Source organism: Photobacterium lipolyticum (assembly GCF_003026475.1).
Taxonomy (GTDB): domain Bacteria; phylum Pseudomonadota; class Gammaproteobacteria; order Enterobacterales; family Vibrionaceae; genus Photobacterium; species Photobacterium lipolyticum.
Genome location: NZ_PYMC01000001.1, coordinates 321,819 through 347,912, shown reverse-complemented (window position 1 = coordinate 347,912; position 26,094 = coordinate 321,819). Strand labels below are relative to the sequence as shown.

Below are 26,094 nucleotides of genomic sequence, written 5' to 3'. Positions count from 1 at the left end.
TTCGTTCGAATTGAGCACCCAGAGAATACGCTGAATTTCGCATCTTAAGATGATTTGGGTATAATACCCGGATTAGTAAGGACCAGCTGATAGAGCAAGAAGTCATGAGCTTAACATTCGATCCCTCTGAAATGATTTATCCGTTTCCACCTAAGCCAGTACCACTGTCAGATGATGAGAAACTGACATATAGAGCGAAAATCAAAAGCCTGCTGAAGGAAAAAGATGCAGTTTTGGTTGCCCACTACTATACCGATCCCGAAATTCAGGCCCTGGCAGAAGAAACCGGCGGTTTTGTCGGTGATTCTCTGGAGATGGCCCGTTTCGGTAATCAACATCCGGCAAAAACGTTGATTATATGTGGTGTTCGCTTTATGGGGGAATCTGCAAAAATTCTGACGCCTGAAAAACAGGTACTGATGCCGACCCTCGAAGCCGAATGCTCGCTTGATTTAGGTTGCCCGGCAGATAAATTTTCCGAGTTTTGTGATGCCCACCCTGATCATACCGTTGTGGTGTATGCCAATACGTCAGCCGCAGTAAAAGCACGTGCTGACTGGGTGGTAACATCTAGTATTGCACTTGAAATCGTCGAGCACCTTGATAGTGAAGGTAAGAAAATTATCTGGGGGCCAGACCGCCATTTAGGGGCTTACATTCAGAAGCAAACCGGTGCCGAGATGCTGTTGTGGCAGGGCGAGTGTGTGGTGCACGACGAGTTTTCAGCAAAAGCCTTGCGTGACATGAAAGCCCTGTACCCTGATGCCGCTATTCTTGTTCACCCGGAATCACCCGCAAGCGTTGTTGCTTTGGCTGACGCTGTTGGCTCTACCAGCCAGTTGATTAAAGCGGCTAAAGAGTTACCCAATCAGCAGTTAATCGTTGCGACTGATAAAGGTATCTTCTTTAAGATGCAGCAAATGGTACCGGAAAAAGAGTTAATGGAAGCGCCAACGGCTGGTGCCGGAGCAACATGCCGTAGTTGTGCCCACTGCCCGTGGATGGCAATGAACGGCCTGAAAGCGATTGAGCTGGGACTGAGAGAAGGCGGTGAAAAACACGAGATCTTTGTTGATGAGTCTCTGCGTGAGAAATCATTGATCCCGTTGAACCGTATGCTCGATTTTGCGGCTGAATTACAACTTAAGGTAAAAGGTAACGCTTAAGCGTACTCTTTGGATCTTTTCTGAAGTGGCGGCCAATTGAGCCGCCATTTTTATATGCAGTACACGGGCAGTAATTTATATTGCACTTAAGTCATCGGTATGATTGATTAGTGCAACGTTACCAAACCCTGTGCACGCAGAGTAAGACCACATAACATCGTGGGTACTGAGTTGAAGATCTCTTCAAACTGCGCAAGACCATCGGCACCTTCTTCAGCCAGCACCATCATGGCATTTTCCGGATCATACAGTAAGCTGATAGACAACAGTACGCCGCCTAGCAGAGCATTATCTTCACTGTCTTCAGGCATGATGGTTTCCCAGTCATCACGGGTTAGTTGCCAGCCTTGTAACATGCCTTCTGCAAAATCACGGGTATCTTCAGACACCAGCTCTTTGTCATCGAGTGAACACGTTTCTGGCCACTGCCAGCTACCAGAAAGTAGTGCTTCACGGCTTTCATTCCAAATATTAATGATAGCGTTAGCATAAGCTTCAAGATCTTCATGGCTGGCAAACGGTGATATTTCATCCCCGCCCCATAGAAAAGCAAGCCACTCAGATGGATCAAGAAGATGAGGGGCCGCAGCCATCGCGGTAACAAAACCTCGGGTTTGTGCTTCTGATAACAGCTGATCTGCCAGCTCTGGGTCTTGAAGTAACGCACTCAGTTGTGAAGATGGTTGTGAGGACATAGTAGAATCTCAATTCGTTTGTTCGTGTCACTATTCATCTTTTTTCGCGTAAACGAGTCCGCGCTGATTTGAATAGCTACAGAATAAATAATATTTTTTATATTGTAACAGCCTGGTTAAACCTGAGCAGTAGGCATCAGCCGTTATTTGTTGAACGTGGTGTAATTTGCTGAATAAAAGAACAAATAATGTTGATTTGAATGAATTTAGTTGACCTGACAGTTCCTGATCACTATAGTACGCTGCGTTGAGACGCACAGCGTTCAACAACAATTTGTGGTGAGGTGTCCGAGTGGCTGAAGGAGCACGCCTGGAAAGTGTGTATACGGCAACGTATCGAGGGTTCGAATCCCTCCCTCACCGCCATATTCAAAAAAGCCAGCTTAATAGCTGGCTTTTTTACGCCTGTCGTTTAGAAATTGCATGTCTAAACTTAGTGGGTGAAAGATAGTAATCAACTCACCTATTTTTAATAGGTATAGCGGATCATCGCACGAACATCTTGTGCGCTTTCCACGACCATACCGGCAAAAGGTGAGTTTTTGGCATCATTAATTAACATTGGCGCACCACTATCACCAAAGAAACCGTTGCTTCCTGTATAGTCATAATCAATATAGGTATAACGAAGCTGGAAATATAATGATTCATCAATAATTGGGATAGTGTAATACGCTTCAAACGCATCACCACGTGCGGCAATCTTAGACCCGACCAAAGTATCTTCACCGTAGGTAAATGAACGCCAGTATTTAGAACCGTGGTTATACTCAAAACCAAACGAATCGTTTGCAAAAAAGCCCGGGATTTTAGCCCCGACCCAATATGAGTAACCCGTCTCATCATCCAATGATCCTAACATGGGTTGATTGTCTTTAGGCATTGTTTGTGAGGCAGCAACAGATGCAAATAATACAGTGTCATCTAAGAAGTCGTTGATGAACTCTCCAATACCATTAATTTCCATTGATAATGTTAGATTCTGCAAATTACCAAGGTCTTCAAATTGCCCGGTAGCTTGATTTATATCTATCATATTATTGGCATAATAATATTGGGTTTTTATATGATACTGCCCATCATCATAAGGCGTGAAAATCAAACCTATCATGTCAGTATTATCTAGCCCGCCCGGAACTTCTGCATAATCAGGAGTATATGAACCATCTTCTGGATTAGGCATTGAAAATCGTGGCGCAGCCGTAGCACTTACCCCTCTGCCCGCACAGATTTTGGCAGCCATACCATCAACACCTGTTATTTTATCCAGCTTAGTTGCGAGACTGAAGCCATCAAATTCAACATTAATCGAATGTGCTAAAGGAGATTTTTCCTCATCATACCCTTCACGGTGATTAGCTAAAAAACCGTTAGTTGAGGGACGACGACCAATACTGAATGACCAGGGGATTTGGTTATTCCCTAAGAATTGGTCACCTAAATAAAGCATGTATACTTCTTTTACATTAAGTGAATTATCATCGAGGTTTTCATTGACAACCCAATCAAAGTCACCATAATCGTCGCGGTCCATACTTTCGCCGAATGCTTTATTGTATGAAAGTAAACCTTTAAAAATAAGGTTTTCATTATATTGATAACCCATACCAATTTCTAAACGGTTAGCAAAAAGGCCATCATTTTTAGCTGTTGAACCGTCAGCCATTTTATACTCAATAGCATCTGCGGTAACACGATAATCAGCACTGAATTTTAAGTTATGGCCACCCGCTTTTTTTTGTAGTTCTCGGACTTGTTCTTTAAGCATTTCAATATCTTCAGCCTGATCGGCTAATACCGGGGCTGATAATGCAAGAATAAGGGCAGTAGCAATAGGAGTTAACCTGTTCATAATTCGTCCTTGTTTTTATATAGAATGAACAATGATGGAGTTATCCGTAACCCAATATCATATAATTCGATAACACCATCTTTTATTTCACTGTATTAATTACAACTCGCTAACTCACCGCTGTCAGCTGCATATTTCATTGCAAAATCTTTCACATCTGGGGCTATTTTCTGGAACGTATCGCTTTCAAGAAACTCTTTTGATTCCGGGTGTTTCTTTGAGTATTCCTTAATGAACCTGGCTGAATCTTTCTTGAATAATCGCTTCCATTCCACTTTGAGATGTTGACTCGCAAAGTCCTGGCCATTGTATTCAAAGTGCGGACGAAGATACTTCAGGTAATATTTCTGTCCTTTATCGACATCTGCTGAAGCATTGAATGCGAGCATTAAGCTAAATGCGGTTAAAATTATTTTTTTCATAGTTGCCACCTTGATTTTATTATTAATATTCCAGTTAGTTTCAGATCTGTTCTTTACCGGTGATCATTGCCCGAATATGCGATGAAAGCTTTTCGCCAAAGGTGATCATATACAGATGTATCACCAGAAAGCTCAGCAGCGCGTAAGCATTGACCGTATGTAAGATCGCGATAAGATCGATCTGGTTGATCACGCCGTATGCTCGCAATTCAGGGAAAAAGTAAAAGCATATCCCTGTGATTACCTGCAATGGCAGTAAACCAAAAATAATGACGAGATATCCCAAACGTTGCAGCGGATTGAATTTATTTTCCGGCGTCATATGGTGGGGGTGTTTCTCCCCGACAAATACGCCGTACAGGTAGAATCGGAGTGTGCTATCGACGTTCTTCAAGGAAGGCGTGTATTGTCGCCATTCACCGGTCGTGAATATCCAGGTGAAGATCAGCACAATGAGTCCGGCCCAGATAAATCCGGCAATATTGTGGAGTTCGATCGCAGAGCCAAACCCGAACAGGGTAAATAATCCGTGCGCTTCCAATCCTGTCAGGATCAGCAACAGGACGAGGGCGGCTTGGCCCCAGTGCCAAAATCGCTCAAATCGTTTGAATATGACAACGACCTTATTCATCTCTTTATTTTTCATCGTTACGGCCTCCCTGTTGCTGCTTTCTTCTTCGCGCTGCGATGTAGCGATAGCCGCCGTGACCGGCAACTCCGAACAGGCCACCAAAGATGGCTAGCGCACCAAAGCCTTCAATCCATGGATTGGCATCACGTCCTATAAGGTAAAAACCGGTGAGTTCATCCAGGCGACCATCACGTGCATGGCACGCTTCGCATTCCAATGCCTGTTCAGCGGGCGCAACCATATGCTTGATCGGCCAGTAGCCATTGGTTTCGATAAAGTCGAACTCGCCGCTGAATTCCACTTCGTTGTTTTTGGCACCGGCTTCGAGTGCTTTATTCCAATCGTATTCAGTCCAGAAGGCGCCCGTGCCTTTGCGGCCATAGAGCTTGAGCGGAAGGATCCGATTCATCACAGTGTCATAGGGTTGTTTGCCACGATGGATCTTGAATGGCCAGATGCGGGCATCCGGATCTTGGTAATCGCCGCTGGGAGGGTTGATGTCGATCGGTGCCGAAGCAGGATCGATTTCGTCCTGAAGCGTCATCTGCTTGAGCTCGCCTTTGTACCAGCGATATTCAGGTACGACGTTACGCCCCCAGGTGAAGGTGCCTTTTTTGCTCATATAGCTGTGTGCCTCGACGCCATCGAACATTTCGTCTTCGGCATAAGGCTTGCCATCTTTCAATTTGCCTGCTGTCGACCAGTCCCAGCTGAGTTTGGTCAGATAGGGGCCGCGAGCCATTTCAGGAATATGGCAGGCGGTACAGGCAACCTTGGATGTATGGTTATCGAGTTGTCTTTCCTCATGAGGTTTAGTGTCATGGCATGATTCGCAGGAGACATTTTTGCCCTCGCGAGCCTGGCGACCCATATTCGGTTCGTGGTCAATAAAGGCTTTCCGGTCGTTGTATCGGCCTGAAATTTGATGGCCGCTTGTTGAGTGACAGGTTTGGCAGGTAAAGTTGAGCTTGTCAGAATTCATATGTACATCAAGCTCATGAACCGGATCAACCAATGACATATCGGTATCGCCATGTTTTACGCCATTCCCCCCACCGCCATTGGCATGGCAGGCCAGGCAGTTTTGCCGCTGAGGTGCGCCGACATTTTGTGCCACCTTGCGTAGATCAACCGCAGGAATGATTTTGCCACCGACCTTAGTGTCTTCGTAGTAGGGATGACCCGACATCGCCGCCGACTTTTTATAAGTGCCCGTGGTGTCGTGGCAAACGAGGCAATCAACATTTTCTTCCGCTTCAAGGTCAAAATCATCGTTGCGCCAGCCGTAACCGGTATGGCATTGCGTACAGCTCTCGTTGCCTCGTGCGGATATGCAGTAGTTGTTGAAGCCGTTTTGTCCCTTACCGACCATCTTGCCATCGACCTTGGCGGCCCAACGCCAATGGAAGGTCTGGTGGAGCTGGCTAGCCGCTTCGGTATGACATTCCAGGCACGCCTCGGTGACGTCGGGCGCATAGTCAAACTCCTGATCAAGCGATTCGAATTTGGCATGATCGGCGGTGTTAAAGCTGGTACTGGTCGCTGTCGGCAACGGTGTTTTCATCGTCGAAGTGGAAGCGTTTCCATACCCACACCAAGCGAAGAACAGTAAAAATAGCAGCACAATGTTATGTTTCATATAGAAACATCTCCCTCAATGTGAAACCGGCTCAACTATCAATGTCGGAAATAACAAGCAACTCAATGCGCTAAATTTCTGCTTTGACAGTTTCTATATGATCCAACTTTAGCATGCAATTTGGTGAGTAAATGCAATCTGGGTCAAATAGTTTAAGTAAATGCTAAATTAGTAAAGAGTTCATTAGCGTAAGGTTTATTAGAGGTGGTGAATTTACACGGTTGCAATCATATTCCCTCGATATGACCAGTTTGATTTACAGCCAAATAGGAACAAATATCATCTGGGAAATCCCCGATTAGTGCTGGTTGAAATTTGGCTATACATTGTCATGCAGTGGCGAAAAAACTATTTTCTACACCTTGAGTGAACATTCTAAAAAGGAGCGCTATTTTTTAGCTAATCATCCGTTGAATTAGCTGAATTATGCATAGTTCAATGTGGAACTCGCATTGTTTTACAGAAGCCTCAATAACCCCCCGGATGAACACTCATTAAATCACTTTTAATACAATTATTTATGTTGTAAAGGTTGCGGGTGTGAAAATTGATTTTCTCCATCTTGAACTGTCGATAAAATTGATTAATCAGTATGTTCTATACCAGATAGGTCAATTTTGTGACTTAACCATTAGGAAAATAGGAAAAATGATGAAGTTTAGCTAATAAAATGGTGGAGGATGCCGGAAGATATTGCCGCTGTAGCACGGAAGTGCCGCCTGGCTAGCTAATCATGTTGAAAATCGGATAAAAATCAGTTGTAAATTTACCAATATTTAAAATATTTGGTGGCATATTTTGCTAAAAACCTGTTTTAATACGCGAATCAACTGGTGCGAAGCAAATACCCAGTTAAACTCTCTATTATCTTGTTTATTGATAGCTTTATTTGCTATCTATTGGTAGGTCGGTATGTCTGTTAAGGGTCAGTTCAACATGCGCAATGCTGCGGCAGATACATTTGCGATGGTTCTATTTTGCTTTGTTACCGGCATGGTTATTGAAGTTTTTGTATCTGGTATGACATTCGAACAATCTTTAGCATCGCGAACCTTATCGATTCCCGTGAATATTGCCATTGCGTGGCCTTACGGTGTTTTCCGTGATTATGTTTTACGTTCCGGCTACCGTCTGTCCCCCAGTCGTTGGATGAAAGCTGTGTCAGATATGGTTGCCTACGTTTTATTTCAATCACCGGTATACGCAGGCATTTTGTGGGTGGTTGGTGCCGATGCAGACCAAATAATGACAGCCGTTACCAGTAGCGCCTTGGTATCTGGTGTGCTTGGAATCGTTTACGGTCAGTTTCTTGATGTTTGCCGTCGAATGTTTAAAGTGCCAGGCTACTATCAGGAAGCATAGTCAGCGCTTTGTACCCGCAAAGAGCTGACATTAGTATCACTGTACAGACAGGTAAACTTTTGCAGTACCATTATTGGCCAGTAAATCCATAAGAAGCGATGGTAAGGGAGAAGATGCTCATAATGATGGGGCGTTCTAATAAAAATGGTGAATAAATCTGTATCAGTGAGTAAAAATAAGTGATTGGGCCAAGAATAAAACGATTTGATCTAATAGTCGGCAATCGGACTGCAATTGAAGAAAAGCTCTTGACCCTAATCCATTAAGCCATTACATTAGCCGCCGTTGAGACGCAGAGCGTTGAACAACAATGTGGTGAGGTGTCCGAGTGGCTGAAGGAGCACGCCTGGAAAGTGTGTATACGGCAACGTATCGAGGGTTCGAATCCCTCCCTCACCGCCATCATCTTTTAAGGTGAAAAAATTGGAGAGATGGCTGAGTGGTTGAAAGCACCGGTCTTGAAAACCGGCATACGTTTATAGCGTATCTAGGGTTCAAATCCCTATCTCTCCGCCACATTCTAAAGGCTCGCAGAAATGCGAGCCTTTTTTGCATCTGTTGCTTGGTAGAACTAAGGTTCAAATCCACCGTTCCTAGATCACTCTGTCGTATTATGCAAAGAAAACGCAGCACGGTCAGCGAGTCAGCTTAACTGACTGGTATTTGCTATATCAACCAGGGTAAGCGTTGGTGTTATCGCCGTTCTTCATAATTCATTGACATTTTGCGCTAATACCATAGCCTTACAGCATCTAACCAATGAGGCAATCGTCATCATGACCTGCAAAGAAATTTTTAATCCCGAACTATGGGATGAAGTCCCTGGCTTTGATTTTGAAGATATCACCTACCATCGCGCCAAAGCGCACGGTACGGTTCGTATTGCAATCAGTCGCCCTGATTGCTTGAATGCATTTCGCCCGAAAACCGTAGATGAGCTTTTCACGGCCCTTGACCATGCTCGCCAATGGTCTGATGTTGGCTGTGTACTGCTAACCGGTAATGGTCCGTCGAAGAAAGGCCAATGGTCGTTCTCTTCAGGTGGAGACCAGCGTATCCGAGGTAAAGACGGATATAAATACGAAGGTGAAGAAGCCGGCAAAGCAGATGTTGCCCGCATGGGTCGCCTCCATATCCTTGAAGTTCAGCGCATGATTCGCTTTATGCCAAAAGTCGTCATTGCTGTCGTACCAGGGTGGGCAGTAGGTGGCGGCCATAGCCTACATGTGGTGTGTGACTTGACTCTTGCGTCGAAAGAAAACGCTATTTTCAAGCAAACAGATCCTGATGTTGCATCATTCGATTCAGGCTACGGCTCGGCTTATCTGGCAAAGATGATTGGCCAGAAACGTGCCCGTGAAATCTTCTTCTGTGGTTTTAACTATAGCGCACAGGAAGCCTATGAAATGGGGATGGTCAACAAGGTTGTGGATCATTTTGAACTGGAAAATGAAGCTCTACTTTGGGCGAAAGAGATCAACAGCAAGTCGCCAACAGCGATGCGAATGCTGAAGTATGGCTTCAACCTACCGGATGACGGCCTTGTTGGACAGCAGCTGTTTGCCGGTGAAGCGACTCGCCTGGCTTACGGCACCGAAGAAGCCCAAGAAGGCCGTGATGCCTTTTTGGAAAAACGTGACCAGGACTTCAGCCGCTTCCCTTGGCATTACTAAGTTCTCTTCCCGGATTAAAATAGTTTTTTTGAGCAGTAACGCCGATCAGTTAGCGATAAATGATCGGTTGAACGATCCTTTGAGGATGTCAAAAACCAGTACCTAACTTAGGTACTGGTTTTTTTGCAGTTCTATCTAGCATGCTTACGCGATGAAAGTTGTCTTTTATCGCATTCAACAACACAGGAATGAATACGTTCTTCTTAATCAGGAAATATTAAACTAAATAAAAAACGTATTGTAAGCTGCACTATTATTCTGGTGAATTAAATTGGTTATTTATGTTGTAATATATCTGAGGATATATTATTGACGGGTAGGGTTATATTATTGACGGTTTTTTATAAGTCTGTTTTTCTGTTTGTTTTGCGTGCAAATCATGATTTATTTTCATTTGAAGAGTGTTTTTTATATGGGTAAATAACATTCAATTAAGACATGTTATATATGGCATTAGACCGCAGTAAATCATTTTCCTATGAAATAATATAGATATCATCAGGTGTTCAATAATTAGCTAACATATTTAAAATGTGAACAGTTTATTGTTTTTTGTGAAAATATAAGTTGTACAATATACCCCTCACCCATATAATCCGCGATAATTATCTGCTATTGATATTTTCATCAGGGAATATATGAATCTTTCTCGCTTGCTCACAATTCGGCATCAATTATGGTTATTGATGGGACTGGGTTCTTTTGGTGTTGGTATTATTATCTGGATGAATGTGCAGGTTCACCAATTGAATAACCAACAACTGGCAATGTTGGAAGCGCAGTATTATCCCGCCATGGAAAAAGTGGTACAGCTTAATGGGCTACTGCCTCAATTGGAGCAACAATTTGAAACGGCAGTAATAACGGGAGATGAAGAGGCGTTAGAGGGTGCCTTATTACTGTCAGAAGAAATGAAAAGTCAGTTGGCACAAGCGCATTCTTTTTTGCTTTCGCAACAAGAGAGCTTTGATACCATCGGAGGGTTGCTTGGTGATTATTTTTCAAACGGCAATCAGTTAGCTCTTGCATTGATCAATTTTGATCGGCCAATGGCTGAGCTGTCTGCACTTGCCGATGCTAACAGCAAACGAAGGCAAGCCCTCGAAGATGAAATAAACACCTTGCAAAGCTTTGTCCGTGGCCAAGTTGTTTTAATGATGGGCAGTGCCAGAGAAAACGCTGAGCAGGCAGGTACTCGTTCAATACTAACAGGCGGTATGAGTGTTTTACTGTTACTGGTCTTCGGGCAAGCCATCCGGCGCTCTATTGGCCACTCTATTTCAATCGTAACTGTCCGTCTTAAGGAGATCGCACAGGGTGAAGGCGATCTTACCGTACGCATTGATTATGACGGTAAGGATGAAATGGCTGAATTGGTTGAAAATTTCAACCGCTTTATTGGCAAGCTCCATACGACCATCTCTGACACTATCGTCAGTATCAATCAACTGAAATCTATCACGGGTCAGTTGACCGAAAGCAGCCACGATACCAGCCGCCAGATAGGTGAGCAGTCGAATAATATTGAGCAGGTGACTTTGTCGGTCGGTGAAATGCTCCAAACCGTCAATCATGTTGCTAAGTTTGCAAGCCAAGCTTCTGAGCAAGCCAATGATGCCAGCCGAAATGCCGATGATGGCTTTGCTGTTGTTCAGCATACGGTCGAAGCTATCAATGATTTATCAAATGAAGTCAAAGCAACCGCAGAGGTTATCAATAAGCTGGCCGTCGACACGAGCAATGTCGGTGCTATTTTAGATACGATTCGAGCTATTGCTGATCAGACCAATTTATTAGCGCTAAATGCGGCAATTGAGGCGGCGAGAGCGGGCGAGCAGGGGCGAGGTTTTGCCGTTGTCGCCGATGAAGTCCGCACACTGGCAGCACGGACTCAGCAATCAACCGAAGAAATCCAGCAGGTGTTGGAAGAGCTGCAAAATGCATCGAAAGTCGCGGTGTCCGCGATGCAGGTGGGGCAAAAAAGTGCTGATGAAGGTGTATCGCGCTCAGCGCTGGCAGGCGAAAGCTTGCGCTCCATTACCCGTCAGGTAGCCGATATTACTGTGGTTAATGAGCAAATCGTGTCTGCCACAGAAGAGCAGCACCAAACTTCCATCCTTATCCAACGTTTATTAAGTGAGTTTGGATCGAGCGCAGCGCAGGTTAACTCTGCAACCGGACGTCTCGACAGTGCGAGTGAACAACTGAGTAAAGTTGTAGGCCAGTTAAGCCACTCCACCTCGCAATTTAAAGTTTAATACCCCCAATAATTGGAGAATAATAATGACAATCAAGGCATTTCGCCTATTGCCACTAGCTGCCCTGTGTGCGTTTTCAATTCAGGCACAGACAGAGCAGTCAGCCGAACAACGCATTGAGCAACTGGAAAGACAGGTTGCGTTGTTGTCAGAACAACAGGCATCAACCATGTCAGACCGCTTTACTTTCAATGGGTTTGCCTCTGTGGCGATGCAAGTGTCTGACAATGATGCAGGCTTTGCTGGCGCAACGAATCAGGCTGAATTTGACAACGGGTCCTTGGTGGGTTTGCAGGGATCTTTCAATGTCGCTGAGGGAACTGATGTCACAGTACAGCTGGTTGCTCGCGGTGAAGACGACTGGGATCCCGAGGTGGAGTGGGCTTTTATCAGTCACCATTTTGATAATGGCTTAACGGCTCGCGCAGGTAAACTGCGTTTACCGCTGTTTATGTTATCCGATTATCTTGAGGTAGGTTACGCGACTCCTTGGGTACGCGTGCCGGAAGAAGTGTACGGCACTGTAGTTGTGTCTTCATTCACCGGTGTCGATGTTTTGTATGATATCGAGCTCGACGACAGCACCGTCTCGCTACAGGCCTTTGGTGGTAACCGTACAGTGTCTGCGAGTAAGAGTAGTTTAGGTGTCGAGACGAAATTCCGTGACATTATCGGTGGTGTAGTGAGCTGGACGGATGAGACGGTCACGTTACGTGCCAGCTATACCCAAGCCAAGGTTAATGGAGATGAAGACTGGAACATAGACGGGAATGTTATCCCTATGACGACGTTTGATTCCGACAAGGCAACCTTTATTGGCTTGGGGGCTCGTTATGATCAGGGAAATTTCTTTGCCTTATCAGAGCTGACCAGAACAGAAGTTGAAGGCTTTTATCAGGATGTGGATGCCGCTTATCTGACTCTGGGCTATAACGTGAATTCGCTCACCCCTTATGTGTCCGTTGCCCGTTCAGAAACCAAAGATAATGATGAACGTGCGGTTGATTTTCCGATTAATCAGCAAACCATCCAGTTAGCACAAGTTAAAGGTATGCAACAGGCGCTGCTAGATATCGAACGTACCAGCTACAGTGCAGGTCTGCGCTGGGATGTGCAGTCCAACGTGGCGATCACAACCGATGTCACCTACAGCACAGATTTTGGTGATACCCGGGGCGGTCTGAGTGGAGCTGCGACTGATAGCACCATCGATGACACCATTGTTTATACCGTCAAACTTGATGTGATGTTCTAAGGGGATCCGCATGTTGAAAAAATCACTTTTGGCCCTGATGTTTTGTGCTTCGGCAATTGCCAATGCCGCAGTTGTTGTGGTGGCGAATCCGGGGGCTAATGATCTTGATGCCGGCACGATTAAGAAGGTGTATCTTGGTAAAGCCAAATCACTAAATATTGAGGCGCTTGAGCTGGAAGACGGCAACCCTTTAAAAGCCGAGTTTCACAGTAAGGTGACAAGTAAAACCGAAGCTCAGTTACAGGCGTACTGGGCCAAAAAGGTCTTTACCGGTAAAGGTAAACCGCCAAAAGTACTGGCATCTTCAGCGCTCGTGAAAAGCGTCGTTGCCAATCAAAGCAATGCGATTGGTTATATTGATGAGTCGGAAGTTGATAGCAGCGTAAAAGTCATTCTTCGTCCTTAATATCCCTCAAAGCCATCACAGCAAAGATGTTGTGATGGCTTTTATGCCATCTACTGAACATTCAGACCTTTAATAACCGTTTCGCCATCAACCTGGAAACAGATGTCTTTGTTTTCCAGGGTCACATCGACGATGCATCGCTTTTTTCCTCCCTGATTGATTAAGTAAGAAGCCAGCGGGTTTTCCAGCTGTTTTTCTATCTCACGGCGTAAGGGTCTGGCACCAAAATTGATGTCAAATCCGTCGGTTGCCAATTTGTCGATCACTGCTTCATCGACATTCAGGGTGATCTCATTTTCCAGCAGGCGCGATTGCAGCTCGGCAACCATCATATGGGCAATCAGCAGAACATGATTTCGTTCAAGAAAATGAAAGACGATAATATCGTCAAGGCGATTTAAAAATTCCGGCTTGAAGAAGCGTTTTACTTCCTGCAGGACATTGCGCTTGGCATCTTCATAACTGGGGGTGACCGAGGACATGAAACCGATTTGCTTGTGATCGGGCCCCAGGGTTTCGACTCCCAGGTTTGAGGTGCCGATGATCACCGTGTTGCGAAACGAGACTTGTCTCCCCTGGGCATCGGTCAGGTGACCATCTTCGAGGATCTGCAGCAGCATATTAAAAACATCGGGGTGGGCTTTCTCAATTTCATCCAGCAGGACAACCGAGTAGGGGTTGCGCCGTACTTTTTCGGTAAGCTGTCCGCCCTCGCCATAGCCAATATACCCCGGAGGTGCGCCGATCATTTTTGACACTTCATGGCGCTCCATGTATTCCGACATGTCCAGCTGGATAATACGCGACTCATCATCGAGTAAAAATTCGGTAAGGGCTTTTGCTAAGGCCGTCTTGCCCGAACCTGTCGGACCCAGAAACAGAAAGGAGCCGATGGGACGTTTTGATTGTGAAATTCCGGCGCGGTTTCGGCGGATTGCATGCGACACGGATTTGATGGCATCATCCTGACCGGCAATACGTTTATGCAAATTGGTTTCCATGTGGCCAAGTTTATCGGCTTCCGATTCAACCATTCTCGCGACGGGAATGCTTGTCCACTTCGCCACAACGGCGGCAATATCTTCGGCAGTGACGACCTTTGCTGTGTTGGCGATGGTCTTTTGCCATGTCTGCCGCTCAGTATCGAGAGCTTCCAATGTTTTACTTAGCTCCATTTGATGAGCGGCTGCGGTTTCATAATCTTGTTGATCAAAAGCCGCCTGTTTTTTACTCAGTAACTGTTGGCGCTTTTTTTCCATTTTACGCAATTTGGTCGGCATGGCGATAAACTGCAGGCGCTTGTGGGCGCCTGCTTCATCCAGCAGGTCGACGGCTTTGTCCGGCAGGTTACGGTCGGCGATATAACGTTCGGATAAACGCGCAGCAGCCTGCAGGGCTTCGCTATCGTAGCGGATTTGATGGTGTTTTTCGTACTTGGAGCAAATGCCTTCAAGGATTTGTACGGTTTCCTCGACTGTGGGCTCTTTGACAAAAACCGGCTGAAAGCGCCGTTCCAGTGCTTTATCCGATTCTATGTACTTGCGATATTCATCCGTGGTATCGGCACCGATGACTTGCAGGCTGCCTTTTGCCAATGCGGTTTTAAGCAGCGAGGGGGCATCCAGTCCACCGGGTGTCGCTCCTGCCCCCACCACGGTGTGCAATTCATCGATAAAAAGAATAATACGTCCTTCGGCCTCGATGATCGCATCTCGGACACCGATTAATCGCTGTTCAAATTCACCGCGCATATTCGAACCGGCGACAATTTGTGCCATATCCAGCGATAATATCCGTTTATTGATTAAGGTTTCCGGCACATCGGCTTCGGCCATCCGCTGGGCTATGCCCTCTACGATCACGGTTTTACCGACACCAGCTTCACCGATCAGCACCGGGTTATTTTTCTTGCGCCGGGAGAGGGTCTGGATCACCCGATCCATTTCTTCTTCGCGCCCGATCACCGGATCAAGTTCTCCCTTCAATGCTTGCTCGGTCAGATCTACCGTAAATTCCTTCAGTACGTTTACCCGGCTTTCGGCATCGGCGGTGGTCAGAATATTGCCTTCACGTTTTTTCAGTAACTCTGCCCGAACCTGGCTTTGGGTTAATCCTGTCGTTTTCAGGATTTTGGCTGCAGGGCCGCACATATCGTCAAACAGTGCGACCAGCAAAATGTCGGTACCGATATAGGTATCACCGATACGGTTGGCTTCCTGGCTGGCAATTTCAAGGGCCTTATCGGCATCAGTGGCCGTCGTGATCTTCTCAATATTGACGTTTTGTTGCGGGGGATGCTGCTGATAGATGAGATCCATCATCGCTTTGCGTTTGGTGATATGATCAGGTAACAAGGAGGCCAGAATATCCAGCGCTTCCGATTTATCCTGTAGTAACAAGCCCAATAGAATAAAGTCGGAAGACAGCGTAAACAAATGCAGGCCAATCAGCTCGTTTACTGCTATTTGCAGTATTTCATGGACTTTCTGAGTGCTTTGGTGAACGTATTGCTGAAACATTCTCTGCTCCTTGTCTGTTTCAAAAGAAGGCCGCTTTATACAGGCTGGCTATCTCCGGCAAGCCCTTGTTTAATAATATAGTCCTAACTTTCTTTTAGCTGTTTTTTTTTGTTACTTATCTTTGTGTCAAAAGCTGAAATACGCTGTTTTAGTTGGCATTGGTTTTTCGTTCCCCCTCCCTCAATTACGCTATCAGGTGATGACAGTTTTTTTAGCGGACTTGTCGACATCACCTAATCAGCTGATTTTAAAGAGTCATGAAGCAGCTCCTTTCATGGGTCACCACCCGGTACTGTTTTGGAAATTTATTTCACTGAGTTTGTTTATTCGATTTGCCTAGTCCCCAAAAAGCGCTGATGCAAATCAGCGCTTTTTTTATACGCATTTGTTGATTAAATGAAATGCACTGTTTCCTGTTGTAAACAGTAAGTTTGTGGTTTGTCAAGGTAAAGGTGATCGCTGTCATAATTCCAAATAAGTACTTACATTCGAGTTGCAGAAATTGTCCGAGATCAAGTTTCGATATAATCCTCAGGTGGTATAAAACAACCCAAGCGGAAAGTCGTGAATTCGATGATACTCATTACATATAGAGTATTTGCTCAGTAGAAAAATATCCGGCATATGAAACGGGTAATTTTAGATTTTGCAGAGTGCTATCGTAATTAGTATTTGATAATTATGGAGATTTTATTATGAGCAGCGCATTTTTTATTCCTACTGTTAACCTGATGGGTGCTGGCTGTCTAACTGACGCGGCAGACGCAATTAAAGCTCATGGCTTTAAGAAAGCGTTAATTGTTACAGATAAAGTACTGAACCAGATTGGTGTGGTAAAGCAGGTCGTGGATCTGTTAGCTGAGCGTGACGTTGAAGCTGCTGTTTTTGACGGTACACAACCAAACCCAACAATTGGTAATGTAGAAGCTGGTCTTGCTCTTCTTGAAGAGAGCCGCTGTGACTTCGTTATTTCTTTAGGTGGTGGTTCTCCGCATGACTGTGCAAAAGGTATTGCGCTGGTGGCTGCTAACGGCGGTAAAATTGGTGATTACGAAGGTGTTGACCAGTCTGCGAAACCTCAGCTACCGCTAGTTGCAATTAACACAACGGCGGGTACAGCTTCTGAAATGACGCGTTTCTGTATCATTACTGACGAAGCTCGTCACATCAAGATGGCAATTGTTGACAAGAACACTACGCCATTAATTTCAGTCAATGATCCTAAGTTAATGCTAGCGAAACCTGCTTCGTTAACTGCTGCGACAGGTATGGACGCACTGACTCACGCTATCGAAGCATACGTTTCAATTGCGGCAACACCAATTACTGATGCTGTTGCAATCAAAGCAATTGAACTGATTCAGGCTAATCTGCGTACTGCGGTTAAAGATGGACAGAACCTTGAAGCGCGTGAGCAAATGGCATATGCACAGTTCATGGCTGGTATGGCATTTAACAATGCATCTCTGGGTTATGTACACGCAATGGCGCACCAGTTAGGTGGTTTCTACGATCTGCCACACGGTGTATGTAATGCAGTACTGCTGCCTCATGTTCAGCGTTACAACGCACAAGTGTGTCCTGAGCGTCTTCGTGATGTTGCAAAAGCAATGGGCGTAAATGTAGAAGGTATGACAGCAGAACAAGGTGCTGATGCTGCATTGGAAGCAATTCAGGTACTGTCTAAAGATGTTGGTATCCCGGCTGGTTTGAAAGAGCTTGGTGCAAAGGATGAAGATATTTCGATTCTTGCAGATAACGCACTGAAAGATGCTTGTGGTTTCACTAACCCGAAACAAGCAACACACGATGAAATCTCAGCAATTTATGCTGCAGCGATGTAATACGGGTAACCGTATGGCATAGCGCCAGATAAAAGTAAAAACGGGCAACACTTTCGTGCTGCCCGTTTTTTTTGAGCCTAGTATGGCGTTGATCTTGGATATATAAGAAGTCAGAATTATTTACAGGAGCTTTAAATTACGTGATTGCGGATGAGGAAAGAATCCGCTCTGTAATAGAGCGGATTCTGTCAACATCAGGGTAGGGTTGCTTGAGTCGTTATAGCAATACTTCTACACGGCGATTAGTTTTTCTGCCTTCAACGGTTTGATTATCCTTCAGCGGTTGTTCTTCACCGTGGCTAGACACTTCAATCTGAGACTCTGCCAAACCTTTATCAGCCAGATATTGAGTGGTAGCCTTTGCACGGCGCAAGCCCAAGGCATAGTTGTACTTTTTGTTGCCAGTGCTGTCGGTATGGCCTTCCATATGGATGATATCTTTATGGCGGATCAACCGTGCCACAATGCTATCCAGAATGAGTTTTGACTCCGGTGTTAGGGAGTAACGATCAAAGTCAAAATAGACTCGTGCGATCACGTTATCTTCAATCTCTGCAGTCAACTCGTTATTTCGTTTCGAGGTGATAATCTTAGTTGCATCAAGAAACTCCATACAACCATCATTAATATCGACACGATGGGCCAGTTTGATTAGCTCAAGCTGAAGTTCCGGATCACTGACCTCTTGCGAAATTTGCAAATAACCGTTGCGGTGATGGCCGATGGCGGTCACCTGATCAATCGATATTGACTGGCTGGTATTGTGGCTCGATTTTCCGCAGTATTTAACCAGTAGATCATTGAAGCCGGTTTGGGCATTCACGGCTGTTGAGGCTAAACATGTCATTAGGATCAGTAGATTTTTTATCATTGTTTTAGTTCTCTATAAACTCGTCTGTGTAGCGGTAATGCAGTTTGGAAACGCCTTCGGCTTGACTGCTTTTTTTAATTTGTTCCTTAATTGTTTCTACAAGGTCATCCACTTCGTTCACATCGATAATATTGTCTTCTCCTACACAATCTATGTAGCCACTTTCCTTACTGGCTGCAAATTTAATGCCGATGACCCCTATATGCAATGGTACGTCACTATCTTTAAACTCTTCCTTGATTTTTTCACACATCTTATTTTCTACAAGATCTGGTAGTAGTAAATTGTAAGGGTACTCCTTTCCGTCAGTTAGAATTAATAAAAGCTTCAATCTTCTTTTATACTCACTGTATTTATCAGAACCCTGTGCAGGCTTCCCTGCGTGTAATACTTTTGCACCTTTAATTATGCCTTGGAAACCGCCTGTCCAGCCACCAGGAGACATGGAATTATAGATAGGCTCGAGTTGTTTAGGGTCGCTTGTTAGTTTAATTGACCAAAACTTTTTACTGTTATGCTTGCTGCATAATCCAGACGAATCCCATAACTTGTTTTTGGCTGTATTAAATCGAGTTGTTCTAATGTTGGGTGTAAAAATGTTTTCAATTGTTTTTTTTATATCAATAAAAACAGGCTTATCAGGTGTTCCCCAGTTTCTGTAATTTGTATTATTGTAAACATTCATCACAATCTTTGCTTGTTGCTGTAATTGTGTTTTTAACAGGGAATTGTGTTTTTTACAGTTGTTCTTATCTTCGGAGCATTTTTTTATATAATCCGTAGTGAATATTGACCAATACTGCCAATTGACTTTTTCATATTCATCTGTATATCTGACGTTTGATTCGCAAAAATATTTACCTGCTGAGTTCTTAATTTGAGTTCTCAATCCAAAGGGAACAAAACCAATTCTGTTTTGACTGATGTTACCATCAGAAGTCGAGACAAGAATTTCATCTGATATTTGTTTGATTGCATCAGTGAGCACTTTGATTTTTGTCTTTCCATTACCCCAATTATTATTCATAGAGTAGGAGAAGTCAGAGACAAAAACGATATCGACAAATTTATCTCCTAGTATTTCAGGGTAATTCCTCGCCACAGCCTGGTTGGCAACCGTTTCGATTGGAGAAAAGCTTGGGATCAAGAAGCTCGAAAACCAGGAATTATGGTTGGTTTTTGCGGTGACCTTGTATTGGGTATATTTTTTTTCAATATTACCTTCTGACGAGGGGATAGTTGTTTGGTCTTCTTTGCTAGTCACTTCTAATTGGCTAATCCCCTTGATATTCCGCACATATGCTTGAATATATTTTTCAGCAAGATCTTTTTCATAAGAAGAGGTATTGCCATGGTTTGCCATCGTCACCGCAAGAGCAGCAGCCTCGGCACCGTCGGCTAGTCTGTTCTGCTTCTGGATATAGCGTGTTCCCTCCAGCGCAAGAAAAATTGCGCCAAAGAGCGGAATAAGGAATAAAGCCATATAGATACCGGCTGAGCCACGCTGTTTTCGCATCATTGTTGCCATTGTTAACGCCCTGCAATCACAGATGAGGAATGAAGGTAACTGGTTTTATTTTTGCCCATAAAACGGTCAAACCAGTTGTCGACGCGATAGCAGAGGGTGACCTGATACAGCGGAAATTCTTTTCCTTTTAAACTGACAGGTACCAGCTCTTTTCTTTTTGGATTATTGAGGCTGTCTAATGTTGAGCAGGCTGTTGAAGCGTCAACGGTGTTATTGAACTCTTGATAGCTTCCCTTGACCAATGATTCAACCCGTAAGCCAAATTGCTTATGATCATTGAGTAACTCTGAGGCGAGCTTCTGCATATCAGAAAGATCTTGCTGGTTTAGCTCAAACCGTTTGTCATAAAATCGGCTTCGTTCTTTGACAATATTCACCAGCGAGTAGCTGGCCCGATCCAGGTTGCCTCGGTTGAACAGCTTGTAGGCGATATCTCCGGTAAAAAACAGCAGTGCGGCGAGAAAAAACATCACAAAGGACATTTCAATCGCAAAAACTCCTCGTTGTTTATTCCTCATTTTCTTTATCCCATCCTTCATGCTCCTGCACCATCAGCATGGAGCGGCTAAGGGTTCTTTCTGATATCCCCGGAATACGCAATGCCGGTACATAACGGTAAGTCACTGTGTATTGAGCAAATGGGCTGTCACCACGGTTGCTGGACGTTTGACCTGCGAGTAAGTCCGAATAGCTTTGATAGTAATCAATCGTCAGGCTGTAGCGCTTTGGGGCAACCAGGTAGTGCCATAAAGCGCCTTGTTGCTTGAACATTTGTTGAAATCGCAGCTGGTAATCAAGGTGGTCTTGTTGTCTTTCATATAAACGAGTATCACGAGCAGACTCTCTGAGCGCGGTTTCGGTCAGATTGATAATGTAGATAAAACGGCACAGTTCAAATACAGCGAATGTGATGAAGAACAACACGATTGCACCGAGTGCAAACTCAATGCTGAATACCCCTTTCTGTTTCTGTCTAGATTGCATTTTCAGTTGTCCTGTTACAGCGCTTTGATTGAACGCATCAACGTGATGAGTTCATCATCGGAGTAATAGTTCTTGAGTAGTTGATGGGCAGTCGCGTAATCTTCGGACTTTATTAGCGCAACAGCCAGGTTCATTCTTACTCTGTCATTATCAGGGTAAGCTTGATAAATAGGGGTTAAAATATTGATTGCCTGCTCCGGCTGATTTTTTGCAATGTAAATAACCGCTAAGTTATTTTTGACGGCAATGTCGTTATGACCTTTAAGCCGGGCTTGATTAAATTGGTCTTGCGCTTTTTCAAACTCACTCAGATTACTGTACACAATACCTAAACTGACATTAAGATCTGATTCGTCATAGCCTTTATTGTGGGCTTGCTCAAAGGCATCTATTGATTCAGGATATTGTTCTGAAGCCATATAGACATTGCCCGCCAGATAGAGAAAATCAGCACTGTCATAGCCTGATGTCAATAAGTGTTGGGTATAGAAGCGCGCCGATTCTAAGTCATTTGCTTTAAAATAAGCACCAGTGAGTTTTGCCATCAATGCTTTATCGTCAGGCGATGTTTTAAGTTGAGACTTGTAATATTCTGTTAGCCCCTGATAATTATTAGCCGCAATTAAATTAGCTTCGTTTTTATCGGGCAGGGGCTGAGAGACACAGCCGACAAGCAGTAATGCTGAAAGAAGAATAACGTAGAATTTGCACATTAATTTACAATATCCAATGACATTTGCATTATACCCGGAGCCAGGATCAGGATCACAATCGGGAACATGATTAGCAGAATAAGAGGTACGCTCATTTTAGCGGACAGTTTACCGATCCTTTCTTCCATCCCTAAGACGTGCATTTTTCGCATATCTTCAGCAAGAGAACTCAGAATGTTTGAAATTGAAGTACCGTATTGCAGATTCTGAATCAACGTTAAGGTGAAGCTACGTATTTCATGTGTCGGCAGGCGTTCACCGAGATCATACAAGGCTTTTTCCAGGCCCTGTACTTTGGATGAATCCGCTGTTTTACGAATGTGGTAACAGAGATCTTTATCAAAGGCGTTGAGCTCTTTACTGAGATAAGTCAGTGACGCTTCAATCGTCATCCCTGTCTGTACACAAACCGCCATCATATCCAGCATATAGGGAAGTTGACGTGATGTTTTCTTTACGACTGCTTTTTTACGTAATTCTAAAAAAACATCCGGTAGCACCAAAATGGCAATCAGGCTTAAAGCACCGAATAAACCTTTATTGGTTAAATCCATATCGGATAGGGCGATAATCACACTAACAATTAACAGAGTGCCAAATTTGGCGGGCAAATAGTACTTGGCCAGTTGTTGATTATAAATACCGGCATCAATAAGCTTTTTTTCTAGATCGGCCTGATGATCCCGGCCAACGTTAGCAAGGAAATTATTGACTTGTGACAGTGTCGTCTTTTTCCGGATATCGAGGAAATGACGCGTATTATTTTTGAGTATTTTTTTATTAATGCTTTGGGTAACCACGACAGCGATCACCGTACTGATCACCAATAGCAAAACAATTAGCCACGTCATCAACGTACACCTCTAACCAGCAACCAGACGATAAATAGCCCGAGTGATTCACTGCCTAATACGTAATAAAGTATTAAGCGGCCACTTGGATCGGTGAGTACAAAATTTACGTTATCTGGGTTGATATAATTGAGCAACACCATGAATGCCAACGGGATAATCGCGACAATTTTCGCTGAAAGACGGGCTTCTGAAGTCATCGCCATCTTTTTCTTTTCCAGCGTTCTGGCATCAACCAGTACCCGAATAAGCCGTGCCATCACGTTTTTTAATTGACCGCCGCGAGCCATATTGGCCCGAATAGTCACAATGAAGAACAGAAATGCTGGATAAGGCACGTTTTTGCACGCCCGTTTAAACACTTGTTCGGGGGGTTCACCGAGCTTAAGGTGTTCTCCCATTCGGTGAAATTCCTGACCAATATTGTTATCCATGGTTTTACCCACGTAACTGATTGACTGGGTGATACTTTCACCGGCTGTTACTGCACTCATCATGATATTCAGCGCATCAGGAAAGGTATGTTCAAATTCTTGGCGACGTTTATTTAATAGCCATTGCCAGCCGAAGAAAAAGCCGATAACAGGGGTTAAAACCGGCAGCCAATAGTGATCTAGTCGCAGGATCGTTTGATTGATATATGCAGATGATACTGTAATGATTGAAAAGTAGACCACTAGCTTCAGCCAGGCACCTTTTCCCAGCATTAAAAATACCGGGGTGAGTGATGTTTTCAGCTTACGGTAGATAGGCGCTCGGTAGAGGGAGCCAAGATTGACCGCCTCGACACTTTCCGTCTCTTGCTGTTCTATATTTTTAATCAGAAAATGGTTTTTCAGATTTTCTTTTTGTCGAACATGTAGGTAAGCAGCAATGCCAAACAGGATCAATGACAGAGACAGTATCATCACAGACTCCTGAATGCGGCCATCAACTCGTCCTGTAAGCCACAATAGCTGGCTCGCTGCATGACGATAGAGCGTTGCATGATACCTGATGTCGTAAACTCACCGGTGACATGATCGAGTGATTGTGCTTCGTTTGCCTGGTAGCGAAAGAGTTCTTCCATCACGACATTGTCGCCCTCGAGACCGACAACTTCTGAAATACTGGTCACTTTTCGTGAGCCATCGCGCAGGCGATTGACCTGGATAATTAAGTGGGTCGCACTGACTATGGTGCGGCGAATAGCTTCTAATGGCAGACTCAGATTTGCCATCATGACCATAGCTTCAACTCGGAATATTGCATCGCGAGGGGTATTGGCGTGTAAGGTCGACATCGAGCCATCATGGCCGGTATTCATGGCTTGTAGCATCTCAAATGCTTCAGAGCCCCGGCACTCACCCAGTATGATACGATCAGGACGCATCCTCAGTGAGTTGATCACCAGCTCTCGCTGCGTGACTGCCCCGGTGTTTTCGGTGCTGGCAGATCGGGTTTCCATCCGTACTACATGCGGCTTCTGAAGTTTCAGTTCGGCAGCATCCTCGATAGTAATAACACGCTCATCATCACTTATATATTGTGAAAGCGCATTAAGCAGTGTCGTTTTACCTGAACCGGTACCACCCGAGATCAGAATATTTAATCGACAACGTGCAGCTATCATCAGAACTCGGGCCATTTCGGGAGACATAGCACCAAAGCCTACCAGTTCTTCTAGACCAATTTGGTTTTCTTTAAATTTACGAATTGAGATCGAAGTGCCATCAAGTGTGATTGGCGGGATAACAATATTGACTCGGCTGCCGTCTTCAAGGCGGGCATCCACCATGGGGGAGGATTCATCTACCCGACGACCAATTCTGAAAGCGATGCGTTGTGCAATTTCCAGCAATTGTTCTTCGTTGACGAAGCTGACCTCTGACTGATGAACCTTACCACCCCGTTCAAAAAAAATGTGGTTACAGCCATTCACCATAATATCGCTGATACTGTCATCTTCTATCAACGGTTGTAATGGCCCCAGACCAACCAGCTCATCAATTAAATTTTTTACCAGTCCGCTACGTACGACACTTGGGATTGGCCGTGAATAATTGTTAGCCAGGATCTCTATGGCTTTCTGGATCTGGATCTCAAGATCAGGTTTTTGCATGTTCGCAACAGCCTGAGGATCCAGTACCTCAAAAATTCTGTTTCTAAAATCTAAATAGAGTGATTTATTGTTATTCATCGTTTAACCCGGTTGAATAGTCGAGTCAATGATAGTTTGCGACCTTTACTATCAAGTAACTTCCCGTTCAGCAGCAGTGAAATATCATGGAAAGGTCCGGCAAGGTTAGCGTTCTGTTTATGCAGGCGCTGTCCTTGCAGTAACATGGCGGCAAAATTGCGGTTGTATGGCAATACAACGTCAATAGGTTTTTCTAGGTGCTCTTCTATTTCCTTTGGTTTAAGCGGAAAATAGGCATCCGGACGATGTACATTGACAAACAGGAACAGACGCAGTTCTTTTTGCTCTAATTGCCGGTATTGGCATATCGACTCCATTAACTGTCGGGCATTTCGGACCGAAGCTACCGTAGGTTCAATGACTAATACGATAACGTTGCTGCGCTTTACCAGTAAGGGAATATCCAATTTGAAATCGGCAGATCCTGAATAGTCTTCGATAATAAAGTTTGCCTGACGGTGCAGCAGGTCAACAATACTGTGACTGTAGCCGAGCAGATCGGTCACTGGCACGTTTCCGCTTAGTGCCAGCATGCGAAGGTTATTGCTGATGGGTTGCAGATAGCCCGCTGCACTTTCTTCATCCATATCGTGAAATTGCAGCCCGAGATTTTCGGCATTTTGTTTTTCAAAGTTTTTAAGCCCGAGCATAATATCAATATTACTTGTGTGATATTGATGATCGACCAGAATCGTATCTGTCCCTGAGCTGGCAAGTTTGGATGCAATCTCTGCACTGATTAATGTCGTTCCGATCCCGCCCTTACTGCCAATAATGGCGACTTTTTTCGCTTTACGGTTCTGACTGACACCCGTAAAGCGCTCAATGTTGGAATGCACATGACGTATGAAATCACTGGCCTCCTGTTTATTGATCGGCCAGAACAGGTAATACAGCCCCATCTCTTTTAACCCGCGCAAGGTGGTAATCGCATCTTCCTGGCCGATGACGATAATACCCTTGTGATTGGGTAACCGGCTGGCAAATGCCTTTGCATCTTCCACCACATTGTCGGATTGATTCAGCTCCAATATGATGATTTCTTCTAATCCTTTAGGCTTCAGATTAGGCTGAGGTAAGGTGTTTTTGACGCAGTCAGGTTCAGACCAACCCTCAAAACGGAAAACTTCCTGTAGTAGTTCTTTACAGCTGTCTGTTTGGTAAAACAAACTGCAACCGGAAGGTCCCTGCTGAACTTTCTTTTTTTCGGCTGTCTGGCTGATCGCTTTGGCAATATCAAACATAG

Annotated in this window: 22 protein-coding genes and 3 tRNA genes; 10 read left to right on the top strand and 15 right to left on the bottom strand. The window is 44.6% G+C overall.

What is annotated here, in order from left to right; translation table 11 throughout:
* Positions 1 to 104: 104 nt before the first annotated feature.
* A complete protein-coding gene (gene nadA, locus C9I89_RS01470) occupies positions 105 to 1,166 on the top strand; it encodes a quinolinate synthase NadA (protein ID WP_107281565.1) in 1,062 nt (353 codons plus the stop codon).
* A gap of 107 nt (positions 1,167 to 1,273) precedes the next feature.
* On the opposite strand, the gene C9I89_RS01465 is transcribed toward nadA, so the two are convergent.
* Positions 1,274 to 1,861: a UPF0149 family protein gene (locus C9I89_RS01465; protein WP_107281564.1), complete on the bottom strand. Its 588-nt coding sequence runs from the start codon at positions 1,859 to 1,861 to the stop codon at positions 1,274 to 1,276.
* Positions 1,862 to 2,139: 278 nt separating this feature from the next.
* On the opposite strand from C9I89_RS01465, the gene C9I89_RS01460 reads away from it, so the two are divergent.
* Positions 2,140 to 2,227: transfer RNA gene (locus tag C9I89_RS01460), tRNA-Ser, on the top strand.
* A gap of 103 nt (positions 2,228 to 2,330) precedes the next feature.
* Here the strand turns inward: C9I89_RS01460 and C9I89_RS01455 are convergent.
* From C9I89_RS01455 to C9I89_RS01440, 4 genes are all read right to left on the bottom strand, one after another.
* Complete coding sequence (locus C9I89_RS01455; protein WP_107281563.1) at positions 2,331 to 3,713, bottom strand: DUF3373 family protein; 1,383 nt, start codon at positions 3,711 to 3,713, stop codon at positions 2,331 to 2,333.
* Between the two features lie 95 nt (positions 3,714 to 3,808).
* Positions 3,809 to 4,135 carry a hypothetical protein gene (locus C9I89_RS01450; RefSeq protein ID WP_107281562.1) on the bottom strand — a complete coding sequence of 109 codons (327 nt, stop codon included), beginning with the start codon at positions 4,133 to 4,135 and terminating at the stop codon, positions 3,809 to 3,811.
* 40 nt (positions 4,136 to 4,175) lie between these two features.
* Entirely contained in the window at positions 4,176 to 4,781 is a 606-nt protein-coding gene (locus tag C9I89_RS01445) for a cytochrome b/b6 domain-containing protein (protein WP_245905378.1), read from the bottom strand.
* Positions 4,771 to 6,318: a tetrathionate reductase family octaheme c-type cytochrome gene (locus tag C9I89_RS01440; RefSeq protein ID WP_245905377.1), complete on the bottom strand. Its 1,548-nt coding sequence runs from the start codon at positions 6,316 to 6,318 to the stop codon at positions 4,771 to 4,773. The genes C9I89_RS01445 and C9I89_RS01440 overlap by 11 nt, the downstream gene beginning before the upstream one ends.
* Before the next feature lie 999 nt (positions 6,319 to 7,317).
* Here C9I89_RS01440 and C9I89_RS01435 point away from each other — a divergent pair.
* From C9I89_RS01435 to C9I89_RS01405, 7 genes are all read left to right on the top strand, one after another.
* Positions 7,318 to 7,767 (top strand): L-alanine exporter AlaE, encoded by a 450-nt coding sequence (locus C9I89_RS01435; RefSeq protein ID WP_107281561.1) that lies wholly within the window; start codon positions 7,318 to 7,320, stop codon positions 7,765 to 7,767.
* Positions 7,768 to 8,081: 314 nt separating this feature from the next.
* Positions 8,082 to 8,169 (top strand) — tRNA-Ser (locus C9I89_RS01430).
* A gap of 23 nt (positions 8,170 to 8,192) precedes the next feature.
* Positions 8,193 to 8,283, top strand: a tRNA-Ser gene (locus C9I89_RS01425).
* Between the two features lie 260 nt (positions 8,284 to 8,543).
* Complete coding sequence (locus C9I89_RS01420; protein ID WP_107281560.1) at positions 8,544 to 9,440, top strand: 1,4-dihydroxy-2-naphthoyl-CoA synthase; 897 nt, start codon at positions 8,544 to 8,546, stop codon at positions 9,438 to 9,440.
* Between the two features lie 638 nt (positions 9,441 to 10,078).
* A complete protein-coding gene (locus C9I89_RS23100; RefSeq protein WP_107281559.1) occupies positions 10,079 to 11,698 on the top strand; it encodes a methyl-accepting chemotaxis protein in 1,620 nt (539 codons plus the stop codon).
* A gap of 25 nt (positions 11,699 to 11,723) precedes the next feature.
* Positions 11,724 to 12,953, top strand: a complete 1,230-nt coding sequence (locus tag C9I89_RS01410; RefSeq protein WP_107281558.1) for a hypothetical protein — start codon at positions 11,724 to 11,726, stop codon at positions 12,951 to 12,953.
* Between the two features lie 10 nt (positions 12,954 to 12,963).
* Positions 12,964 to 13,359 (top strand): phosphate ABC transporter substrate-binding protein, encoded by a 396-nt coding sequence (locus C9I89_RS01405; RefSeq protein ID WP_107281557.1) that lies wholly within the window; start codon positions 12,964 to 12,966, stop codon positions 13,357 to 13,359.
* Positions 13,360 to 13,409: 50 nt separating this feature from the next.
* Here C9I89_RS01405 and C9I89_RS01400 read toward each other — a convergent pair whose 3' ends face one another.
* A complete protein-coding gene (locus C9I89_RS01400) occupies positions 13,410 to 15,878 on the bottom strand; it encodes an ATP-dependent Clp protease ATP-binding subunit (RefSeq protein WP_107281556.1) in 2,469 nt (822 codons plus the stop codon).
* 695 nt (positions 15,879 to 16,573) lie between these two features.
* On the opposite strand from C9I89_RS01400, the gene yiaY reads away from it, so the two are divergent.
* The gene (yiaY, locus tag C9I89_RS01395; protein WP_107281555.1) at positions 16,574 to 17,722 is read left to right on the top strand and encodes an L-threonine dehydrogenase; all 1,149 of its coding nucleotides are present in this window, start codon (positions 16,574 to 16,576) and stop codon (positions 17,720 to 17,722) included.
* Between the two features lie 217 nt (positions 17,723 to 17,939).
* Here the strand turns inward: yiaY and C9I89_RS01390 are convergent, their stop codons facing one another.
* From C9I89_RS01390 to C9I89_RS01350, 9 genes are read right to left on the bottom strand one after another with little or no spacing between them, the layout of a single operon-like run.
* Positions 17,940 to 18,593: an OmpA family protein gene (locus C9I89_RS01390; RefSeq protein ID WP_107281554.1), complete on the bottom strand. Its 654-nt coding sequence runs from the start codon at positions 18,591 to 18,593 to the stop codon at positions 17,940 to 17,942.
* Between the two features lie 4 nt (positions 18,594 to 18,597).
* Positions 18,598 to 20,121, bottom strand: coding sequence for a pilus assembly protein (locus C9I89_RS01385; protein WP_107281553.1), 1,524 nt, complete (start codon positions 20,119 to 20,121; stop codon positions 18,598 to 18,600).
* Positions 20,122 to 20,123: 2 nt separating this feature from the next.
* Complete coding sequence (gene tadF, locus C9I89_RS01380) at positions 20,124 to 20,639, bottom strand: tight adherence pilus pseudopilin TadF (protein WP_107281552.1); 516 nt, start codon at positions 20,637 to 20,639, stop codon at positions 20,124 to 20,126.
* A complete protein-coding gene (locus tag C9I89_RS01375) occupies positions 20,629 to 21,105 on the bottom strand; it encodes a TadE family protein (protein WP_107281551.1) in 477 nt (158 codons plus the stop codon). Before C9I89_RS01375 ends, tadF begins: the two co-directional genes overlap by 11 nt.
* 14 nt (positions 21,106 to 21,119) lie before the next feature.
* On the bottom strand, positions 21,120 to 21,818 hold the full coding sequence (locus C9I89_RS01370) for a tetratricopeptide repeat protein (protein WP_107281550.1): 699 nt from the start codon (positions 21,816 to 21,818) through the stop codon (positions 21,120 to 21,122).
* The gene (locus C9I89_RS01365; RefSeq protein WP_107281549.1) at positions 21,818 to 22,669 is read right to left on the bottom strand and encodes a type II secretion system F family protein; all 852 of its coding nucleotides are present in this window, start codon (positions 22,667 to 22,669) and stop codon (positions 21,818 to 21,820) included. The genes C9I89_RS01370 and C9I89_RS01365 overlap by 1 nt, the downstream gene beginning before the upstream one ends.
* Positions 22,669 to 23,574, bottom strand: coding sequence for a type II secretion system F family protein (locus tag C9I89_RS01360; protein WP_425440400.1), 906 nt, complete (start codon positions 23,572 to 23,574; stop codon positions 22,669 to 22,671). The genes C9I89_RS01365 and C9I89_RS01360 overlap by 1 nt, the downstream gene beginning before the upstream one ends.
* 2 nt (positions 23,575 to 23,576) lie before the next feature.
* Positions 23,577 to 24,848 carry a TadA family conjugal transfer-associated ATPase gene (locus C9I89_RS01355; RefSeq protein ID WP_107281547.1) on the bottom strand — a complete coding sequence of 424 codons (1,272 nt, stop codon included), beginning with the start codon at positions 24,846 to 24,848 and terminating at the stop codon, positions 23,577 to 23,579.
* Entirely contained in the window at positions 24,845 to 26,092 is a 1,248-nt protein-coding gene (locus tag C9I89_RS01350) for a CpaE/TadZ family protein (protein ID WP_107281546.1), read from the bottom strand. The genes C9I89_RS01355 and C9I89_RS01350 overlap by 4 nt, the downstream gene beginning before the upstream one ends.
* Positions 26,093 to 26,094 lie beyond the last annotated feature (2 nt).